This window comes from Colwellia sp. (assembly GCF_013214175.1).
GTDB lineage: Bacteria > Pseudomonadota > Gammaproteobacteria > Enterobacterales > Alteromonadaceae > Colwellia.
The window spans coordinates 165,805-182,594 of sequence record NZ_JABSPA010000001.1; the positions used below are offsets into that span (position 1 = coordinate 165,805).

Below are 16,790 nucleotides of genomic sequence, written 5' to 3' on the forward strand. Positions count from 1 at the left end.
AATTTTATTCTTTACTAACTTTAATAGAACTACGTACCTGATTTTTAATTATTCAAGGGATTTAAAAGCTTGAAAAATATTCCAAGGTAGTTTTAAATACAAAAGTGAAAGCGCTTACATTGTGAGTGCTTTATTATTTTTAAATATAATTAGGGGACATTATGGCTTCATTGTCAAACACTGGTATCTCACAACATATGACTGATGCGACACAAGGCGCCGACTATCGCTTTGCACTAACATCATTAACTTCGTTATTTTTTATGTGGGGCTTTATTACTTGTTTAAATGATATTTTGATCCCGCATTTAAAAGGTGTTTTTGATTTATCCTACAGTCAGGCCATGTTAGTTCAGTTTTGTTTCTTTGGTGCTTACTTTCTTGTCTCACTGCCTGCAGGCGCAATAGTTAAAAAGCTGGGTTATCAAAAAGGTATTGCTTTAGGACTAGTGATAGCAGCCGTTGGTTGCTTATGTTTTTATCCAGCAGCCTCTATGCACAGCTACCCGGTTTTTTTGATGGCATTATTTATACTTGCCAGTGGCATTACCTTATTGCAAGTATCAGCTAATCCATACGTCAGTATGTTAGGCGATGCTAAAACGGCTTCATCTCGTTTAACTATGACACAAGCTTTTAATGCCTTAGGTACTACTGTCGCGCCATTCTTTGGCGCCTTGTTGATTTTAAATGAAGCAGCGGATGCACTATCTGCCCAAGCGTCAGCAGAAGCAGTACAAATGCCTTATGTTTTTCTCGCTGCCATGTTATTGGGGCTTGCCGCTATTTTTTCTTGGTTAAAATTACCTAACTTATCTCCAGTTGAAGAAGGTGAGAAAGCTCAGGATGAAGATGATGGTAGTGCGTGGCAATATCGTCACTTGGTACTTGGCGCTGTTGGTATCTTCGTTTATGTGGGTGCTGAAGTTGCCATTGGTAGCTTTTTAGTTAGTTTCTTCGCTGATCCTAATATTGCCGGTCTAGAAGAGTCACAAGCGGCAAAGTATATTGCCTATTATTGGGGCGGCGCCATGGTGGGTCGTTTTATCGGTGCAGCAGTTATGCAAAAAATTTCGGCGGGTAAAGCGCTGTGCTTTAACGCCGCACTGGCCGTTATCTTAATTTTAGTGGCTGTATTCTCATCTGGCACGCTTGCCATGGTGGCAATTTTACTGGTTGGCTTATGTAATTCAATTATGTTCCCAACAATTTTTAGTTTAGCCATTCAAGGCTTAGGTAAACATACCAGCCAAGCTTCAGGTATTCTATGTTTAGCCATTGTTGGTGGTGCCATTATTCCACTTTTTCAAGGATTATTAGCTGACAGTGTTGGCGTGCAGTCAGCATTTATCTTACCTATATTTTGTTATTTCTTTATTGCTTATTACGGTCTGTCTGGCAGTAAACCAAGCGTAACAGCTTAAACTTTAAGAAAAGTGTTGTTGGGGGGCCTAGCGGCTTTTTATTCAAACGATTTTATTGAAAAAGCTACACTGAACATAATCAGTGTAGCTTTTTTGTAATCGTTGTTTGGACTAGGGCAAGGGTATATTCTCTTTAGCGCTGAATTGGTAAATAGTATGTTTATAATTGACCTAAGTAAGCCGACTAAAGCTTTTGACGTAGTCTAGATGCATAGGAAGTTGTTGCACGGTATTAGTCAGGTTTGCTAAGCCATTATCCATAATGCTTTGTACTTGCTTAGTGTCTGATATATCAACTAGGCGATCATAGTTATCGGGTTTGATGCCCATGCCTGTTAATACTGCATACCAGCTAGGCGGCGTGAATAAGTCAAACTCATTACGAAATAACCTACCTTGGTTTTTAAATAAAGCGAGCTTTTCACTGAGAGAATCTGGGATCGGCATATTTTGACAATCTCGCCAGAACTGACTGTCAGTTCGACTGGTAGTGCAATAGTGTAAAATGATAAAGTCTCTAATGCTTAAGTACTCAATATCCATTATGCGGTTAAACTCTTTTGCGGTAGCTTGTTGACAGCGTTTATCCGGTAACATTTCAGCAAATTTAACTACACCTTTCATCATTAAATGAATGGCAGTTGATTCTAAAGGCTCTAAAAATCCAGACGATAATCCCAGTGCTAAACAGTTGCCTTTCCATAACTCTTTTCGTTTGCCCGTAGTAAAAGAAATGAATTTAGGCTCAGTTAATGGCTTACCTGAAATATTATTCATTAATGTCTCTAAGGCTTCTTCATCGCTACAGTATTTGTCACAAAAAACCAAGCCATTGCCGGTTCTGTGTTGTAATGGAATTCGCCATTGCCAACCAAACTCATGGGCAGTCGACTCTGTGTAAGGTACTGATGGACCGTGATTCTCAGTCTGCAAAGCAATGCTTCTATTCATGGGTAAGTAGTGTTGCCAGTCTTCAAATTCAACACCCATAGCGCCTTCAATCAAAATTGCTTTTTGCCCAGTACAATCAATAAAAAAATCACCAGTAATGGTTTGACCGTCTTTTAAGGTGAGTTGTTTGATAAAGCCGTTTTCGTGTTTTTCAATACTCTCAACATGACCTCTTAAGTGTTTTACACCGAGTTTGGTTGAAAATTCAGTTAAGTAGTTAGCTACCAGTAGAGCGTCAAAGTGCCAAGCATAAGTGGCACCATTTAAAATAGATTGTTGCTGCTGACCTTGTGCCGCGGGAGGAATAATAAATTTATTTTCTTTAGCCATCGCAATGGCAGGGGAGTAGTCAGTGTAAGTGTTTTTATTACCGTTCAGCGTTGATTTGTACCAGTGCTGGTAAAAATCCTTACCATCTATGTCTGCGCCAACACTACCAAATTGGTGCCAGTAATGTTCACCTAGAGTATTCCAGTTAGTAAATTTTATTGCCAGTTTAAATGTTGCTTGGGTTTTTTTTACAAAGTCTTGTTCATTTATGCCTAAAAATCGCATGAACTCAACCAGTGGTGGAATCGTTGCTTCACCGACACCTATGGTCGCAACCTCTGGTGAGTCAACTAAGGTGATTTGACTGTTGGTATTTTGTAATACTCTGGCTAGGCATGCTGCTGTAGTCCAGCCGGCTGTGCCACCACCGACAATGACAATATTATTTATGCTGTCCATAGTAAACCCTCATTAATTATCTTAGTTTTAATTATGCTGCCTGAAAAATAAAAAAGACACAACGAACCAGTCGTTGTGTCTTTTAATTAGGGAGTCGTATCTATTGATAACATCATCAATTAGAACCTAAACGATGCTCCAACTATGTATCTTGCTTCGCCAGATGAAAAACTTCTAAATAAGTTTTCAAATTCAGCGTAGCGAGCCTGGCTTTCACCAGTGATATTGACTGCTTCAGCCGTTAAGGTGAAGTTACCGCTAATATCATAACTAACAGAGGCGTCCCATTGTCCGTAATCAGCATAGTAGTTTGCTAATGGACGGTCAGTGCCACCAAATTGATCTGTTAAACCAGCGATAGAAATGAAGGTATTATCAGGTGATAAATACTCATCACGCCATGAATAGGCTATACGTGCGTTAAAGCCATGGTTTTCATAGAAACCAATAACGTTATAAGCATGTTTAGAAATACCTGGCAGTGCTAAGTCTTCTTTAGTTAATGAGTCTTGATCTGTTGATGAGTCTGAATAAGTGTAGTTAATAATAAAACCTAAACCATTATCAAAGCCTTTTTGTAAGGCAAATTCAAAACCTTGCACAGAGCCACCGTCACCATTAAAAGGACGAGTTACCCCAGCGCCAGTTTGGCCAGCATCACTACCATCGGCAACATATTCAATATTGGTTTGGCTAACAATAAATGAGTCAACATCTTTATAAAAAACACCAGTAGAAAGATAACTTAGGTCATCCATATACCATTCATAAGAGATATCAAACTGATTTGCTCTAAAAGGTTCAAGATTTGGGTTACCGGCAGAGCCTGATGAGAATACATATTGGTTTTTGTCATTACGAACAAATTCTGTACCAAAACCGCGGCCAAGATCTTGATTGCTAGGACGTGACATTACGCGGGCAATTGAGGCACGAATAATTTGTTGCTCATCTAAGTCATAACTAAAGTTAGCGCTTGGTAAAAAGTCCCAGTAATCATCAGTTTGTGAGGTTTTAGTCCAAGTTTTAAAAGTACCGTTCCAAGTATGAGTTCCCCAGTAATCATCGGTTTGTGCTGATGCTTGCGCACCTTCAACCGTTGTTTCGGTGTGTACAACACGTGCACCAATATTTAATTTATAAGGTACATCATCACCTTCAAGGTCAGCTTCTACATAAAAAGCGGTAGTTTTTACTTCAACATTCCATGATTCTAATGGCATTGAATGTAAACTAACTGGCGCACCACCGGCAACAGATGATAACCAAGCTTGTGGGTTACCCATTTTGCTCGCATCTTGAAATAATGCACTATTAACTGAACCGCCACTTGGGAACCAACCATCTACGGTAGTAGCGCGGTCTGGATTGCTAGTAAAAGTATCAATTGGCATAGTAGAAGGTGAGCCACCCCACATTGAGCCGCCAACACCATGTAAGGCTTCAAACAAGTTTTGGCCTGATGAAGTCGTTGCATCAAACGCTGTATTACCAATAGCTGCATCAAGGTAGTAGTACATTGGACCCCAAGCTTGGTTATCACTAATACCATCACCATCGACATCACCTAAGTTGTGTCCATCAGGAGCGGGAATACCTGCGTTATAACCATAATTAAAGCCCGGATCAAACGGCGATTGTGCGCCATTTTTGCTTAAGTTAGTTAAATAACGACCTTGAGCAAAATCAACTTCATTATTCGCATAGCGTGCACCAAATTTAATAGTTCTTAGCGCGCCAGCATCAATGTCATATTGAGCATTTAATGCTGCTGAAAATGAATCGTTTTCAGTTTTATCAGCAAAACCCCAATGAGACTTATAAAACTGATATTGAGATTCTTGCAGTGGGGCATTATTTAAAAAGGCAATATTCGGTAAACCATTACCACCAGTAAAGGTATATGAACGGTCACCGTTATCGCCAGCTACTGCATTGGGGGTAATACCACCAGAGCCATTACCACTTTCTGCATCAGCACCAATAAAACCGGCAACACCATAAGGAGAGTAGCGAGAATCGGCAAAAGCGGCTTGTTTATCTAACTTAGATTTACCAACGGTGAGGTTACCGTCAATGTTCCAATCACCAACAAAGTAATCAAAGCTAAGTTTGAGGTTATCAGCAGTAATATCGGTAATTTCACGTGAAGCGTTATTTTCACCTGCACCTTGGTTAAACGTAGCGTTTTGAATTACACCATTTTTATCAATGCTATAAGGTTTAGTTTCATCTAGAGCACCATCGATGGCCATAGCATATTTCTGGGCATACTCTCGGCTATCAATTTCTAGCTGATTATGAAAATAATCTAAGCCTAATTCAAAATCATCTGTTATACGCCAGCCTAATGCTAAAGTAGCACCGATACGGTCGCGGGTATATTCTCTGTCTGATTCATATTGCATGCCTGGTAAAATATAGTTTTCACCCGCTGCAGTTTGATTGTACACCCAACCTTGACGATTGATATTTTGGGCTTGATCTGAATGTACAACCTTAGAGCTAGTTGATATTGTTGCAATTGCGGCAAAATTATCCCAGCTGTTACCTAGGGCAAGTGTGCCTGAAGGTTTCCATTGATCAGAATCTTTACCTATATCAGCTTTAATATTACCGGCAACAAAGGCTTCAGTAACACTAAAAGGAGAGCGAGTACGTAAATTTACTACGCCACCGACACCGCCTTCAATTAATGATGCGGTTGGTGTTTTATAAACATCAACGCCACCAAGGACTTCTGAAGGAACACCCTCTAATGAGTCTTGAAATTCAGAGCGGCCTTCACCAAGTTGAAAGTATTCCATACCCGTTAAAAAACTTTCATTGTTTAGTAAGGTTAGGTTATTTGACATACCGCGAATTCTCACGGTAGTTCCTTCACCAGCATTACGGTCAATTTGGATACCAGTTAAACGCTGAAGTGATTCGGCAATATTTTGATCGGGCATTTTACCGATATCATCAGCTGAAATTGATTCAGTAACACCGATAGCATTACGTTTCAAATCAAGAGACTTTACTAATGAACCCCTTATACCGCGAACCTCGATAACTTCGAGATTTTCTCTTGTAGGTTGTGCTACTTCTTCTGCTGATATTGCCGGCAGCGCAGTTGCCCCAAGTATCAATGACAAGCTTGTTGCAATTCTTGTTTTGGTGAATGTTTTCTGAATCATGTTACATCCTCAGTCTTAGTGGACCATTTTATAATTATCATATTAGTGTAAGCGCTTACAAGATGGTACAAAAAAATATATCACATCACATTGTTTTGACAAGTTGCAAACTAAAGTAACGATGTAAGCGCTTACATAAAGGTAAATTAATAATAAAAGTAGGTCAATAAGTATTTCAATTTATATTAAAGTTTATACACTAAAAGTACAGTTTATCTACAGTTCTTGATTTTAATTCTTAAGTTAAACTTGTTTTTTAACAGTTGTTTGGGTTGTTTTCGCTGTTTTTTAAATAAATTACAGGTTGAAAAGAATACAAATGACAGTATATTTGTAAGCGCTTACATTGTGTGGTGTGAGATGACAGGAAATTGTAACTAGGGTCTTTGTGACTTTGATGCACAAATGTAACTTTTGGTAATAACAGCGAGCCTAATAATGATAAAAAATATAAAACAACATCAACTTAATTTAGGTGAAAAGGTGGGTTACGCCTGTGGTGATGTCGCCTCAAATTTTTATTGGCGTGTCTTTGATGTATTCCTCTTCATCTTTTATACCGATGTTTTTGGCTTATCAGCAGCTGCCGTCGGCACCATGATGTTAGTGACTCGGCTTATTGATGCCTTCTCTGATCCGCTAATGGGCGCAATCGCTGATAGAACTAATACCCGTTTTGGTAAATTTAGGCCCTATTTACTCTGGGGTATTATCCCTATGATTGCTGCAGGGGTACTTACTTTTACCGTACCTGATGTCAGTGATGGCAATAAATTAATTTGGGCTTATGGCACTTATATCTTTATGATGTTGGCATACACCTTTATAAACGTGCCTTATGGCGCCTTACTCGGTGTGGTTACCGGTGACAGTCAGCAAAGAACGACCTTAACCAGCTTTCGTTTTATTGGTGCTTTTTCTGGTGGCAGTCTTGTTGCTTATATGACGCCTGAGTTGGTAAATTACTTAGGGCAGGGTGATGAAGCACTGGGTTGGCAGCTTACTATGCTTACTTATGGTTTAGTGTCAGCCGTACTCTTTGTAATAACTTTCTTGTCTACCACTGAGCGTATCTCTCCGCCCGCACAGCAAAAAACACCGGTATTACAAGATTTAAAAGATTTGACCCGGAATTCCCCTTGGAAGATTCTTTTTGTCCTAGCACTTATTATCATGATGACTATCTCATTAAGAGGCAGCAGCGGAACTTTCTATTTTAAATATTATGTTGAACGTCCAGATTTAATTGGCAGCTTTGCTATGGCTTACATGATTGCTTTAGCCATTGGCGCAGCGTCTACGCCACTATTAACCAAATTTATTGATAAACGTCGTTTGCTAATGATACTGATGACACTTGTCGCGGTACTGTCAGTTATTTTCTATTTTGTGCCAAAGGATAACATCACCTTGATGTTTATTTTACAAATCATGATTGGTTTAGCATTGGGGCCAAAATCACCGTTAGTTTTTTCCATGTATGCCGATACAGCGGATTTCTCGCAATGGCGTACTGGGCGTCGGGCCACGGCGATGATATTTTCCGCTGCTGCATTTGCACAAAAATTGGGTGGTGCCCTTGCGGGCGCTATGATTGGCTGGACGCTGGCTTCATTAGGCTATATTGCCAATCAGGTGCAAACCGGCGCATCGGAGCAAGGTATAGTGCTATTGATGACCTTGCTACCGGCTATTTTTGCCGCCATTGCCGTGCCGGTAATTTATTTTTATCCGTTAGATGATCAGCAGTTGCAGAAGTTGCAAGGTGAGTTACAAACACGGGAAGCGTTAGCGGAGCATGAATTAGTACAGAAAAAATTAACGAAACAAGAAACCCCTAAAGCGGCTGATGAGCAAACAGGAGCCGTTAATGCCTAAGTTACCTATACCTATTTTTCCGTTGATTTCTATCGATAATACAACGGGTGATGCTAGTAAAATCAAACTATCAAGCCCAACTGAATTACCTAATGCGACCGGGTTTTTATGGAATCGAGCCATGGTGATGCAAGTGAATTGTCGTGGTTATGTTAATGCACAGTTTATGCAACCCGAGCCAGCTAAATACTCTTACGCGCCAAACATGGAAGCTAAAAGTTTTATTCAACCAGAACATAGTTATTTTAGCCATCATCCCGGACGATTTTTTTATCTTAAAGATGAAGACAGTGGTGAAACTATTTCACTGCCTTACGAGCCAATGCGCGTTGAACTCGATAAGTTCTCTTTTGAACTCAGCCATAGTGATATTACTTGGTCCATTGAACACTTTGGTTTGCAGATAACCATTAAAGTTAATTTAACTAAAGACGATTTAGTGGAGTGTTGGTTTTTTTCCGTGCTTAATTTAACTGAAACGGTGAGAAATATTAGCGTCTACCCATATTTTACCATTGGTTATATGTCGTGGATGAATCAGTCAGCAACCTATAACGAGACCTTAAATGCTATTGTCGCTGATTCGGTAACACCCTATCAAAAAGTAGAAGACTACTTTAAAAATCAACAGCTAAGAGACAAAACTTTTTTCCTTAGTGATACTCGCCCAACGGCATGGCATGCTAATCAAAAGGTTTTTGAAGGTGAAGGTGGTTTGCATCAACCCGATGCTTTAAAGGCTGAGTTATTAGCAAATGTTGAAGCGCGTTATGAGACACCTGTTGCAGTAATGCAGTTTAAACAGCAGTTATTAGCTAGTGAGCGCAAAACTTTCCAATTTCTCTTTGGTCCAGCAAAAGATGAAGCTGAAATCGCGATAATTAAAGAAAAATATTTGGGCCATAGGCAACGAAGTCAAACGGAAAGATCTTATCGAGACTACATAACACAAGGCAAAGCGTGTTTAACCATTAATAGTGATAATAGTACCGGAAATAAAGGCTTTGATGATTTTGTTAATCATTGGTTACCAAGACAGATGTTTTACCACGGCGATGTTAACCGTTTGAGTACCGACCCACAAACGCGTAATTATATTCAAGACAATATGGGCATGGCCTTTATTAATACTGAGGTTACGCGGCAAGCTTATATCTTAGCGTTATCTCAGCAAAGTATTAATGGCGCTATGCCTGAGGGGGTATTGCTACATGTCGATGCGGAACTTAAATATATTAATCAAGTACCCCATGCCGATCATGGTGTGTGGTTGCCTATTTGTCTGTCGGTTTATTTAAATGAAACTGCTGATGTCGATTTACTCAGTGAAATGATAAGTTTTGCCGATTCAGAGCAAGAGCTATCGTTTGCCAACCATATAGAATTAGCCTTAGATTACCTCATTAATGCTACCGATGATCGAGGTTTAAGTTTTATTGAACAAGGTGATTGGTGCGATCCGATGAATATGGTCGGTTATCAAGGTAAAGGCGTTTCTAGCTGGTTATCTTTAGCAACCGCATACGCAATAACGACTTGGTGTGATCTTTGTGCTGAATACGATATTAATATTAGCCGACAAAAGTATGATGAATATCGATTTGCTGCCAAAGCCATTAATAGTGCGGTAAATAAACACTTATGGCATGGTCAATGGTTTGCCCGCGGCATTACCGACAATGGACGTGTCTTTGGTACCAATGAGGACAAAGAGGGCAAGATATTCCTTAACCCGCAAAGTTGGGCCATGCTCAGTGGTGCAGCAAACGCACATCAGCAAGCCGAGATGATAGCGGCCATAACTAAGCAGTTGACTACGCCACAAGGAGTGATGATGCTAGCGCCAAGTTATACCGCTATGGTGGAAGATATTGGCCGTATCACGCAAAAACATCCTGGGGTGTCTGAAAATGGCTCTGTTTATAATCACGCGGCAATATTCTATATTTATGCCCTTTATCAGGCAGGGCAAAACAATCTTGCTTTTGACTTGCTCAGTAAAATGCTGCCATCCATTGAAAATGCCCAAAGAACCGGGCAATTACCTATCTATGTGCCAAATTATTATCGCGGTGCTTACCATCAGTTTCCCAAACAAGCAGGCCGCTCTAGCCACTTATTCAATACGGGCACAATTTCTTGGTTATACCGCTGTTTAGTAGAAGAGCTGTGTGGCTTAAAAGGCTGCGCTAACGGTTTACAAGTAGCGCCCAAAATGCCGACAAGGTTAAAACATTTATCCGGTCATCGATTATTTAGGGGAGCAACGATTGATTTTAAAATTGAGCAAAGCAGTGCTATAGAGAACATGGAAATATTACTCGATAAAAAAGTCATCTTTGGCAATGTATTAACTGCCTTACAGTCAGGGAAAATCTATCAGCTGCAGGTGAAGGTACCGCTACATGAGTAACTTAGAAAACCAAGCTTTAACACAACAAGTGCCGCATTTATTTATTGTTATGGGTGTTAGCGGTACGGGTAAATCAAGCCTAGCCCAACAAATGGCCGATGAACTTTCGTTAGTTTTTGTTGATGCAGATGACTTTCATAGTGAGCAAGCTAAACGACATATGGCAGCCAATAAGCCATTAACAGATGAGATGAGAGCGCCTTGGCTTGCCGCGATAATAGCGGAGTTAAATGCACTACATCAGCAAGGTAAGTCCGTTGCTCTGGCGTACTCAGGTTTAAAGTCGGCGCACAGAGAACTGTTTAGAGTATTGGGTTTTCATTGTCACTTCTTCTATTTGGTTGCCAGCAAAGCGGTTATTTCTGAGCGAATTTCTAACCGTGAAAGTCACTTTTTTTCAGCTGAATTACTCGATAGCCAATTTGAAGCTATGCAGACACCTTTACTGAGCGAGCAAGATATTAGCACTATTAATATAGACCGAAATTTTTTGTCTGTTGCAAATGAAATATCTAGCCTTGCTCAATTAATTACCAGGAAAGCGAACAATGTCTAACTATTTGAAATGTATAAGTACAATACTAGCTATCTTCTCTATCAATGTGTCTGCGCTTGAAGCGTTAAAATCACCAGAAAAAATGCATATAGACGGCTTAGCAAATGAAGCTAGCTGGCAGTTAGCTACATGGCAGCCAATAGATAAGCTCATTCTTGGTATACAACCGAGCAAAGAAGATTTTTCCGGACGATTTAAAATAATGTGGGATGAAGCGCAATTATATTTATTGGTAGAAATTACCGATGATATTTTATTTGATCAACATGCCGATCCACGCCATTTATATTGGGATGATGATTGTTTAGAAATATTTATTGATGAAGATGGCTCAGGTGGCAATCACCAGTTTAATTTTAATGCTTTTACTTATCATATTGCCTTGGATAATCAGGCAGTCGATATGGGCGAAAAAAATGCCGATGGCTCGGATAATTTTGTCTTGTTAAATGATCATGTAACAAGTAAGTGGCGACGCAGTGAAAAACCCCCTAATAAAGTTATCTGGGAGCTGGCGGTTCGGGTTTATGACGATAGTTTTACTATGCAAATGAAAAAGCCAGTAGCCGTTAAATTAGTTGAGGGCAAAAGCTTAGGTTTTATGTTGGCCTATTGTGATAACGATGGCAGTAAAGAGCGCGAACATTTTATCGGCTCGGTTGATATTAAAGCTATAAATGGTAATAAAAATTTAGGTTATATCACCGCTGATGTTTTTCAAAAATTGACCTTGATTAGGTAGCCTAGTCGGTAAGATTCAGTTAAATATTCTTGTTTTAGTGAAGTGAGCAATAAATAAATACATGTACTTACAAGTATAAATATAGGTATAGGTATACATAAAGTTGAAGGTGCAATGTTGGGCTTTTTTTGAAATATGACGAATGCCCTGATTGTAATTGCCAATGTCCCAAGTGGCTAAAAAGCCAATCACTCATAATAAGATTCATACCTGAAAAAATAATAATTTAAGCGTTTGGCATGAACAATCTCAGAGGAAATCAAGCGAGTACAAACAAGTTAGTGTAACTGACTTTATCTATTTAAACGTACAGCTGCAGGTATATACCCAAGCCACCTCAAGATGCAGGATTCAGCTGAAATTAGAAACGTCTTTAGGCAAGGTATTGATTAAGGAGAATAGTTATTCTATTTTCGAAGTCAATAACGATGGATAAAGCGTTTCTAAACCAGCCATTGTGTGACGTCTGAGCAAATCACGTTCATTGTTGCGTAGTTCATTAAGGGAACAACCATTAATGAAATACACGCCTTGAACATGAATCGCTCAGGCGTCCTGAAACGAGCATCTTGAAGTGGTTTGGGTATAGACCTATTTTTGAACGACTAGATACGATAATTAGTCTAGCTAGACTTGCCAATAGTAACCATAAATATTATGGTTACTATTTATTTGTGTAAGCGCTTACATTTTCTTGTGTTTATTTTTTATTAACGAAATAAATATCAAATAGAAAATAGCAAAAAATAATTTTAAAAGAAGGTCTGTTCATGAAAGTATCACCACAGCGTTTAATTCTTATATCACTAACACTGGCACTTAGTGCCTGTGTTAGTGAAGAGCAAGCTAGTAAGGTAGGGCAGGCAAGCACAGCATCACAAAACCAGAGCCAGCAAGAAGCTCGTCTGGCGACAGTAGAGCAAGATGTAGAAACACTGCTGGCAATAATGACTTTGCCAGAAAAAGTCTCTTTAGCTCATGCCAGTGGTAAATTTCACATCAATGCCATTGAGCGTGTCGGTATCCCTGAAATGTGGTTATCTGATGGTCCTCATGGCGTACGTCATCAAATAGAACGTCATACTTGGGCATCGGCGGGTTGGAGCGATGACTATGCTACTTATTTACCGCATCTTACTTCAGTTGCTGCCAGTTGGGACCTTGATATGGCTCGCTTACATGGCCAAGTATTAGGGGCTGAAGCGCGCAATAGAAAAAAAGACTTTATTTTAGGCCCAGGGGTTAACTTAGCGCGCTTACCTTTATATGGCCGAAATTTTGAATACATGGGCGAAGATCCTATTTTAGCTGCCAAGTTAGTGGTACCGCAAATTAAAGCTATTCAAGCCAATGATGTTGCCGCGACGGTTAAACATTATGCCTTAAATACGCAAGAACTAAACCGCACTGGTGTTAATGCCAAACCAGATGAACGTACCTTAAGAGAAGTGTATTTACCTGCCTTTGAAGCGGCGGTTAAAGAGGGTGGTGTGCTTGGCATGATGGGTTCTTATAACCAATACTATGGCACTAACGCCAATCAAAGTAAGCACTTGGTCATGGATATTTTAAAGGGTGAGTGGGGTTATCAAGGGGTACTACTTACCGATTGGCATGTCGATATTAATACCTATGATGCCGCAGTTAATGGTTTAGATCTAGAGATGGGTACTAAGGTAGATGATTATGAAGATTACTTTTTAGCTAAGCCTTTTTTAGCTATGATTCAAGCGGGAGAAATCCCAGAATCAGTCGCTGATGAAAAGGCTAGGCGCATTTTAAGAGTGCAGTATAGTATAGGCATGTATGACGAAAACCGTTTGCCAGGCTCAAGAAATACCAAAGCACATCAAGCTGCTGCGCGCAAAATTGCCACCGAAGGTGTAGTGTTGTTAAAAAATGACATTGTCGGCGCTAAAGCGGTATTACCTTTAGATAAAAAACAACTGAAAAATATACTAGTACTTGGTCCGAATGCCGATAAAAAGCATGGTACGGGTGGCGGCTCGTCAGAAGTTAAGTCTTTATATGAAGTGACGCCATTACAAGGTTTAAGAGAAAAGTTTGGTGAGGACGTTACTATTACTGTAATGAGAGCACGCAGTAGTGAATTAGCCGCAATTGCCAGTGATTATGTTGATAGTCGTCATTGGACCGGCACCCCGGCATGGAACATCGCTTATTTTACTGAAAAAGCCCGGATAAACTTAACCGAGCAATCTTGGATAGTTGATTCAAAATTTAAAGCCATAGCGCCAGCTAACGCTAAAGGTGTTGTCAATACTCAACACATCACTATGGCAGCACAGATCAAACCGTTAATGACCGGCCTGCATCAATTGAACGTGGAAACCTTGGGTGATTTTCAATTGAAAATAAATGATAATATTGTTATTGCTCACCAAGTTAGTGCTGATACAGCAAATGAACTTAGTGCATTAGTTTATGATATCGAGTTAATAGCAGGTGAGAGTTATTCTTTCGAAATTCAATATGATGGCAGTGAACACTTCACTTTAGGTTGGAATGCACCGGGTGAATTATTTAGCAGTGAAGCTGAATATATTGCCGCAGCTAAACAAGCCGATGCAGTTATTTACTTTGGCGGTTTGAGCCATGGCGATGACCGAGAGTCAATCGATCGACCAGATATGAAACTACCTAACTCGCAAGATGAAATTATTAGTAAGCTGATTGCCGCCAATGAAAAAACCGTGGTCTTCCTTGTTGCCGGCTCAGCCGTTGAAATGCCTTGGGCAGAGCAAGCTAAGACTATTGTTTGGGGTTGGTATGGCGGTATGGAAGCAGGCCATGCTTTTGCCGATATTTTAACCGGTGATGTTAACCCTAGTGGTAAAATGCCAATTACCTTGCCGGCTCATCTTGAAGATACCGCACCAATTGCCCTGAACGATTATAACGCCAAAGAAAGCTTATATACTGAAGGTGTCTTTATTGGTTATCGTTGGTTTGAACAACAAAAAATCAAACCTAGCTTCGTTTTTGGTCATGGCCTTTCATATACCAATTTTTCTTTAACGGAAATTGCTTTATCGGCATCAAATATCACAGGGGATGAAAATATAACTGTGACTGTCTGGGTTGAAAATACCGGTAAAGTCGCTGGTGCAGAAGTTGTGCAATTATATCTGCACGACATCGAGTCTAGTGTCGACAGGCCAATAAAGGAACTGAAAGGGTTTGCCAAGGTTTATTTAGTACCTGGTGAAAGTAAACAAATTAGCATCACACTGACTAAACGTGATTTATCTTTTTGGGATGTTAACACTAATGATTGGTTAGCTGAAACTGGTCAGTTTGAAGTGCTGTTGGGGACTGCTTTAAATAATATTAAACTCAGGGCGACTTTCTCTTACCATCAGTAATTACTGCTGGTAATTGTTAACAATAATTACCAGAAAAAATGTCTACTGGGCGGAAGGTTGCTGTTAATGTCAGCCTTCTTTGCCAATAAATTTCATGTTAAAGGGTATTTATTCACCACCGTAGTGTTTATTTAAGTAAGCCACTACTATTGTGCGACTAATTTTATTAAAATTAGTTTCATATATTTTAAAATAGCTGTTACCTATGAAATTTAGTCCACTTGTGCAAGAGTTAATTGATTCGCTGAAATGTTTACCTGGTGTTGGCGCTAAGTCAGCCCAACGCATGGCCTTTCAGTTACTTGAACGTAATCGACGTGGCGGCAGTAAACTTGCCAAAACTCTAGCAAAGGCGATGATTGATATTGGCCATTGCCAACAGTGTCGTAATTTTACCGAAGAAGCCTTATGTGAAATTTGCCAAAGCCCTAAGCGACAATTATCAACTACGCTTTGTATTGTTGAGACGCCGGGTGATGTTATTGCCATAGAGCAAACCGGTGAGTTCTTTGGTAAATACTTTGTGCTGATGGGACATTTATCACCTATCGATGGCATAGGGCCGGATGATTTAGGTTTAGATATCTTAGCGAAGCAATTTTCCAGTGGTCAGTTTATTGAGGTTATTTTAGCAACTAACCCTACGGTAGAAGGGGAGGCAACGGCACACTTTATTGCCGAGCTCGCTCAGCAATATCAAGTTAATATCTCTAGAATAGCTCACGGTGTGCCGGTAGGTGGCGAGTTAGAGTATGTTGATGGCAATACTTTATCTCATGCCTTATCAGGTAGGAAAGCTTATGAGATTTAGTTAATTAGCTTTAGATTATGAGCTCTAGTTTATGAGATTCTGGCTATTAATCGTTAATAAATAGCCAGAAGGCAGAACTAGAGGGAAGGTTTAACCGCCAGTAAACTTAACTTTAAAACCAGACTTTTCTAAAACCTGTTGTATTACGTCGCGCTTATCGCCTTGAACCTCAATGGTTTCACCAACGACTGAGCCGCCACTGCCACAGGTCTTCTTCAATTTCTTCGCTAACTCTTTAAGTGCCTTACTGTCTAAGCCTAAGCCACTGATAACAATAACACCTTTGCCTTTTCTGCCTTTAGTTTCACGTCGAACGCGAGCAAAACCATCACTTGGTGTAACTGTTTTTTCTTTTTGTTGGCTAATGCGACCACTGTCAGTTGAATAGACTAATGAATCATCACTTGCTGGCGCCGCGTTATCACGCTCGATGGGTGCTTTACCAAATGCTGCGGCTAAATCACTTAAACTAGACAAACTATTTTTCATAACTCACTCAATACTATTAATCAGATTGGGATAATACCAAATTGATTAAATTTCTCCCCAACTCAGAGCTGTACTCAATGTTCATTAACAAGGCTGATTTGTTTAGGTCTAGTCATTCTAAACCAAATAAATTTAACTATGTTAGTGGGCATTGAGTAAGCTCCCATAGGGCGAGTTTAAAGGGTTTATATGCGGCGTTATTGATTTTGACAAGGGAATAACCATTCTCTTT

10 protein-coding genes are annotated in these 16,790 nt (G+C 39.8%); 7 read left to right on the forward strand and 3 right to left on the reverse strand.

Annotated elements, in window-relative coordinates; all coding sequences use genetic code 11:
• The first annotated feature begins 161 nt into the window (after positions 1-161).
• Positions 162-1,424 (forward strand): sugar MFS transporter, encoded by a 1,263-nt coding sequence (locus HRT55_RS00725; RefSeq protein WP_291618075.1) that lies wholly within the window; start codon positions 162-164, stop codon positions 1,422-1,424.
• 171 nt (positions 1,425-1,595) lie between these two features.
• Here HRT55_RS00725 and HRT55_RS00730 read toward each other — a convergent pair whose 3' ends face one another.
• Both HRT55_RS00730 and HRT55_RS00735 read right to left on the reverse strand, forming a co-directional pair.
• On the reverse strand, positions 1,596-3,104 hold the full coding sequence (locus tag HRT55_RS00730; protein WP_291618077.1) for a tryptophan halogenase family protein: 1,509 nt from the start codon (positions 3,102-3,104) through the stop codon (positions 1,596-1,598).
• A 119-nt stretch (positions 3,105-3,223) separates the two neighbouring features.
• Positions 3,224-6,283, reverse strand: a complete 3,060-nt coding sequence (locus tag HRT55_RS00735; RefSeq protein ID WP_291618079.1) for a TonB-dependent receptor — start codon at positions 6,281-6,283, stop codon at positions 3,224-3,226.
• A 438-nt stretch (positions 6,284-6,721) separates the two neighbouring features.
• On the opposite strand from HRT55_RS00735, the gene HRT55_RS00740 reads away from it, so the two are divergent.
• The 6 genes from HRT55_RS00740 (at position 6,722) to recR (ending at position 16,069) form a co-directional block, all read left to right on the forward strand.
• Positions 6,722-8,161 (forward strand): MFS transporter, encoded by a 1,440-nt coding sequence (locus HRT55_RS00740; protein ID WP_291618081.1) that lies wholly within the window; start codon positions 6,722-6,724, stop codon positions 8,159-8,161.
• A complete protein-coding gene (locus HRT55_RS00745; protein WP_291618083.1) occupies positions 8,154-10,574 on the forward strand; it encodes an NdvB protein in 2,421 nt (806 codons plus the stop codon). Before HRT55_RS00740 ends, HRT55_RS00745 begins: the two co-directional genes overlap by 8 nt.
• Positions 10,567-11,130, forward strand: coding sequence for a gluconokinase (locus HRT55_RS00750; protein ID WP_291618086.1), 564 nt, complete (start codon positions 10,567-10,569; stop codon positions 11,128-11,130). The genes HRT55_RS00745 and HRT55_RS00750 overlap by 8 nt, the downstream gene beginning before the upstream one ends.
• Positions 11,123-11,872 (forward strand): sugar-binding protein, encoded by a 750-nt coding sequence (locus HRT55_RS00755; RefSeq protein ID WP_291618088.1) that lies wholly within the window; start codon positions 11,123-11,125, stop codon positions 11,870-11,872. Before HRT55_RS00750 ends, HRT55_RS00755 begins: the two co-directional genes overlap by 8 nt.
• 770 nt (positions 11,873-12,642) lie before the next feature.
• Positions 12,643-15,258, forward strand: a complete 2,616-nt coding sequence (locus HRT55_RS00760; protein WP_291618089.1) for a beta-glucosidase — start codon at positions 12,643-12,645, stop codon at positions 15,256-15,258.
• Between the two features lie 205 nt (positions 15,259-15,463).
• Positions 15,464-16,069 carry a recombination mediator RecR gene (gene recR / locus HRT55_RS00765; RefSeq protein ID WP_291618090.1) on the forward strand — a complete coding sequence of 202 codons (606 nt, stop codon included), beginning with the start codon at positions 15,464-15,466 and terminating at the stop codon, positions 16,067-16,069.
• 90 nt (positions 16,070-16,159) lie between these two features.
• Here the strand turns inward: recR and HRT55_RS00770 are convergent, their stop codons facing one another.
• Positions 16,160-16,558, reverse strand: coding sequence for a stress response translation initiation inhibitor YciH (locus HRT55_RS00770; RefSeq protein WP_367240831.1), 399 nt, complete (start codon positions 16,556-16,558; stop codon positions 16,160-16,162).
• Positions 16,559-16,790: the final 232 nt, after the last annotated feature.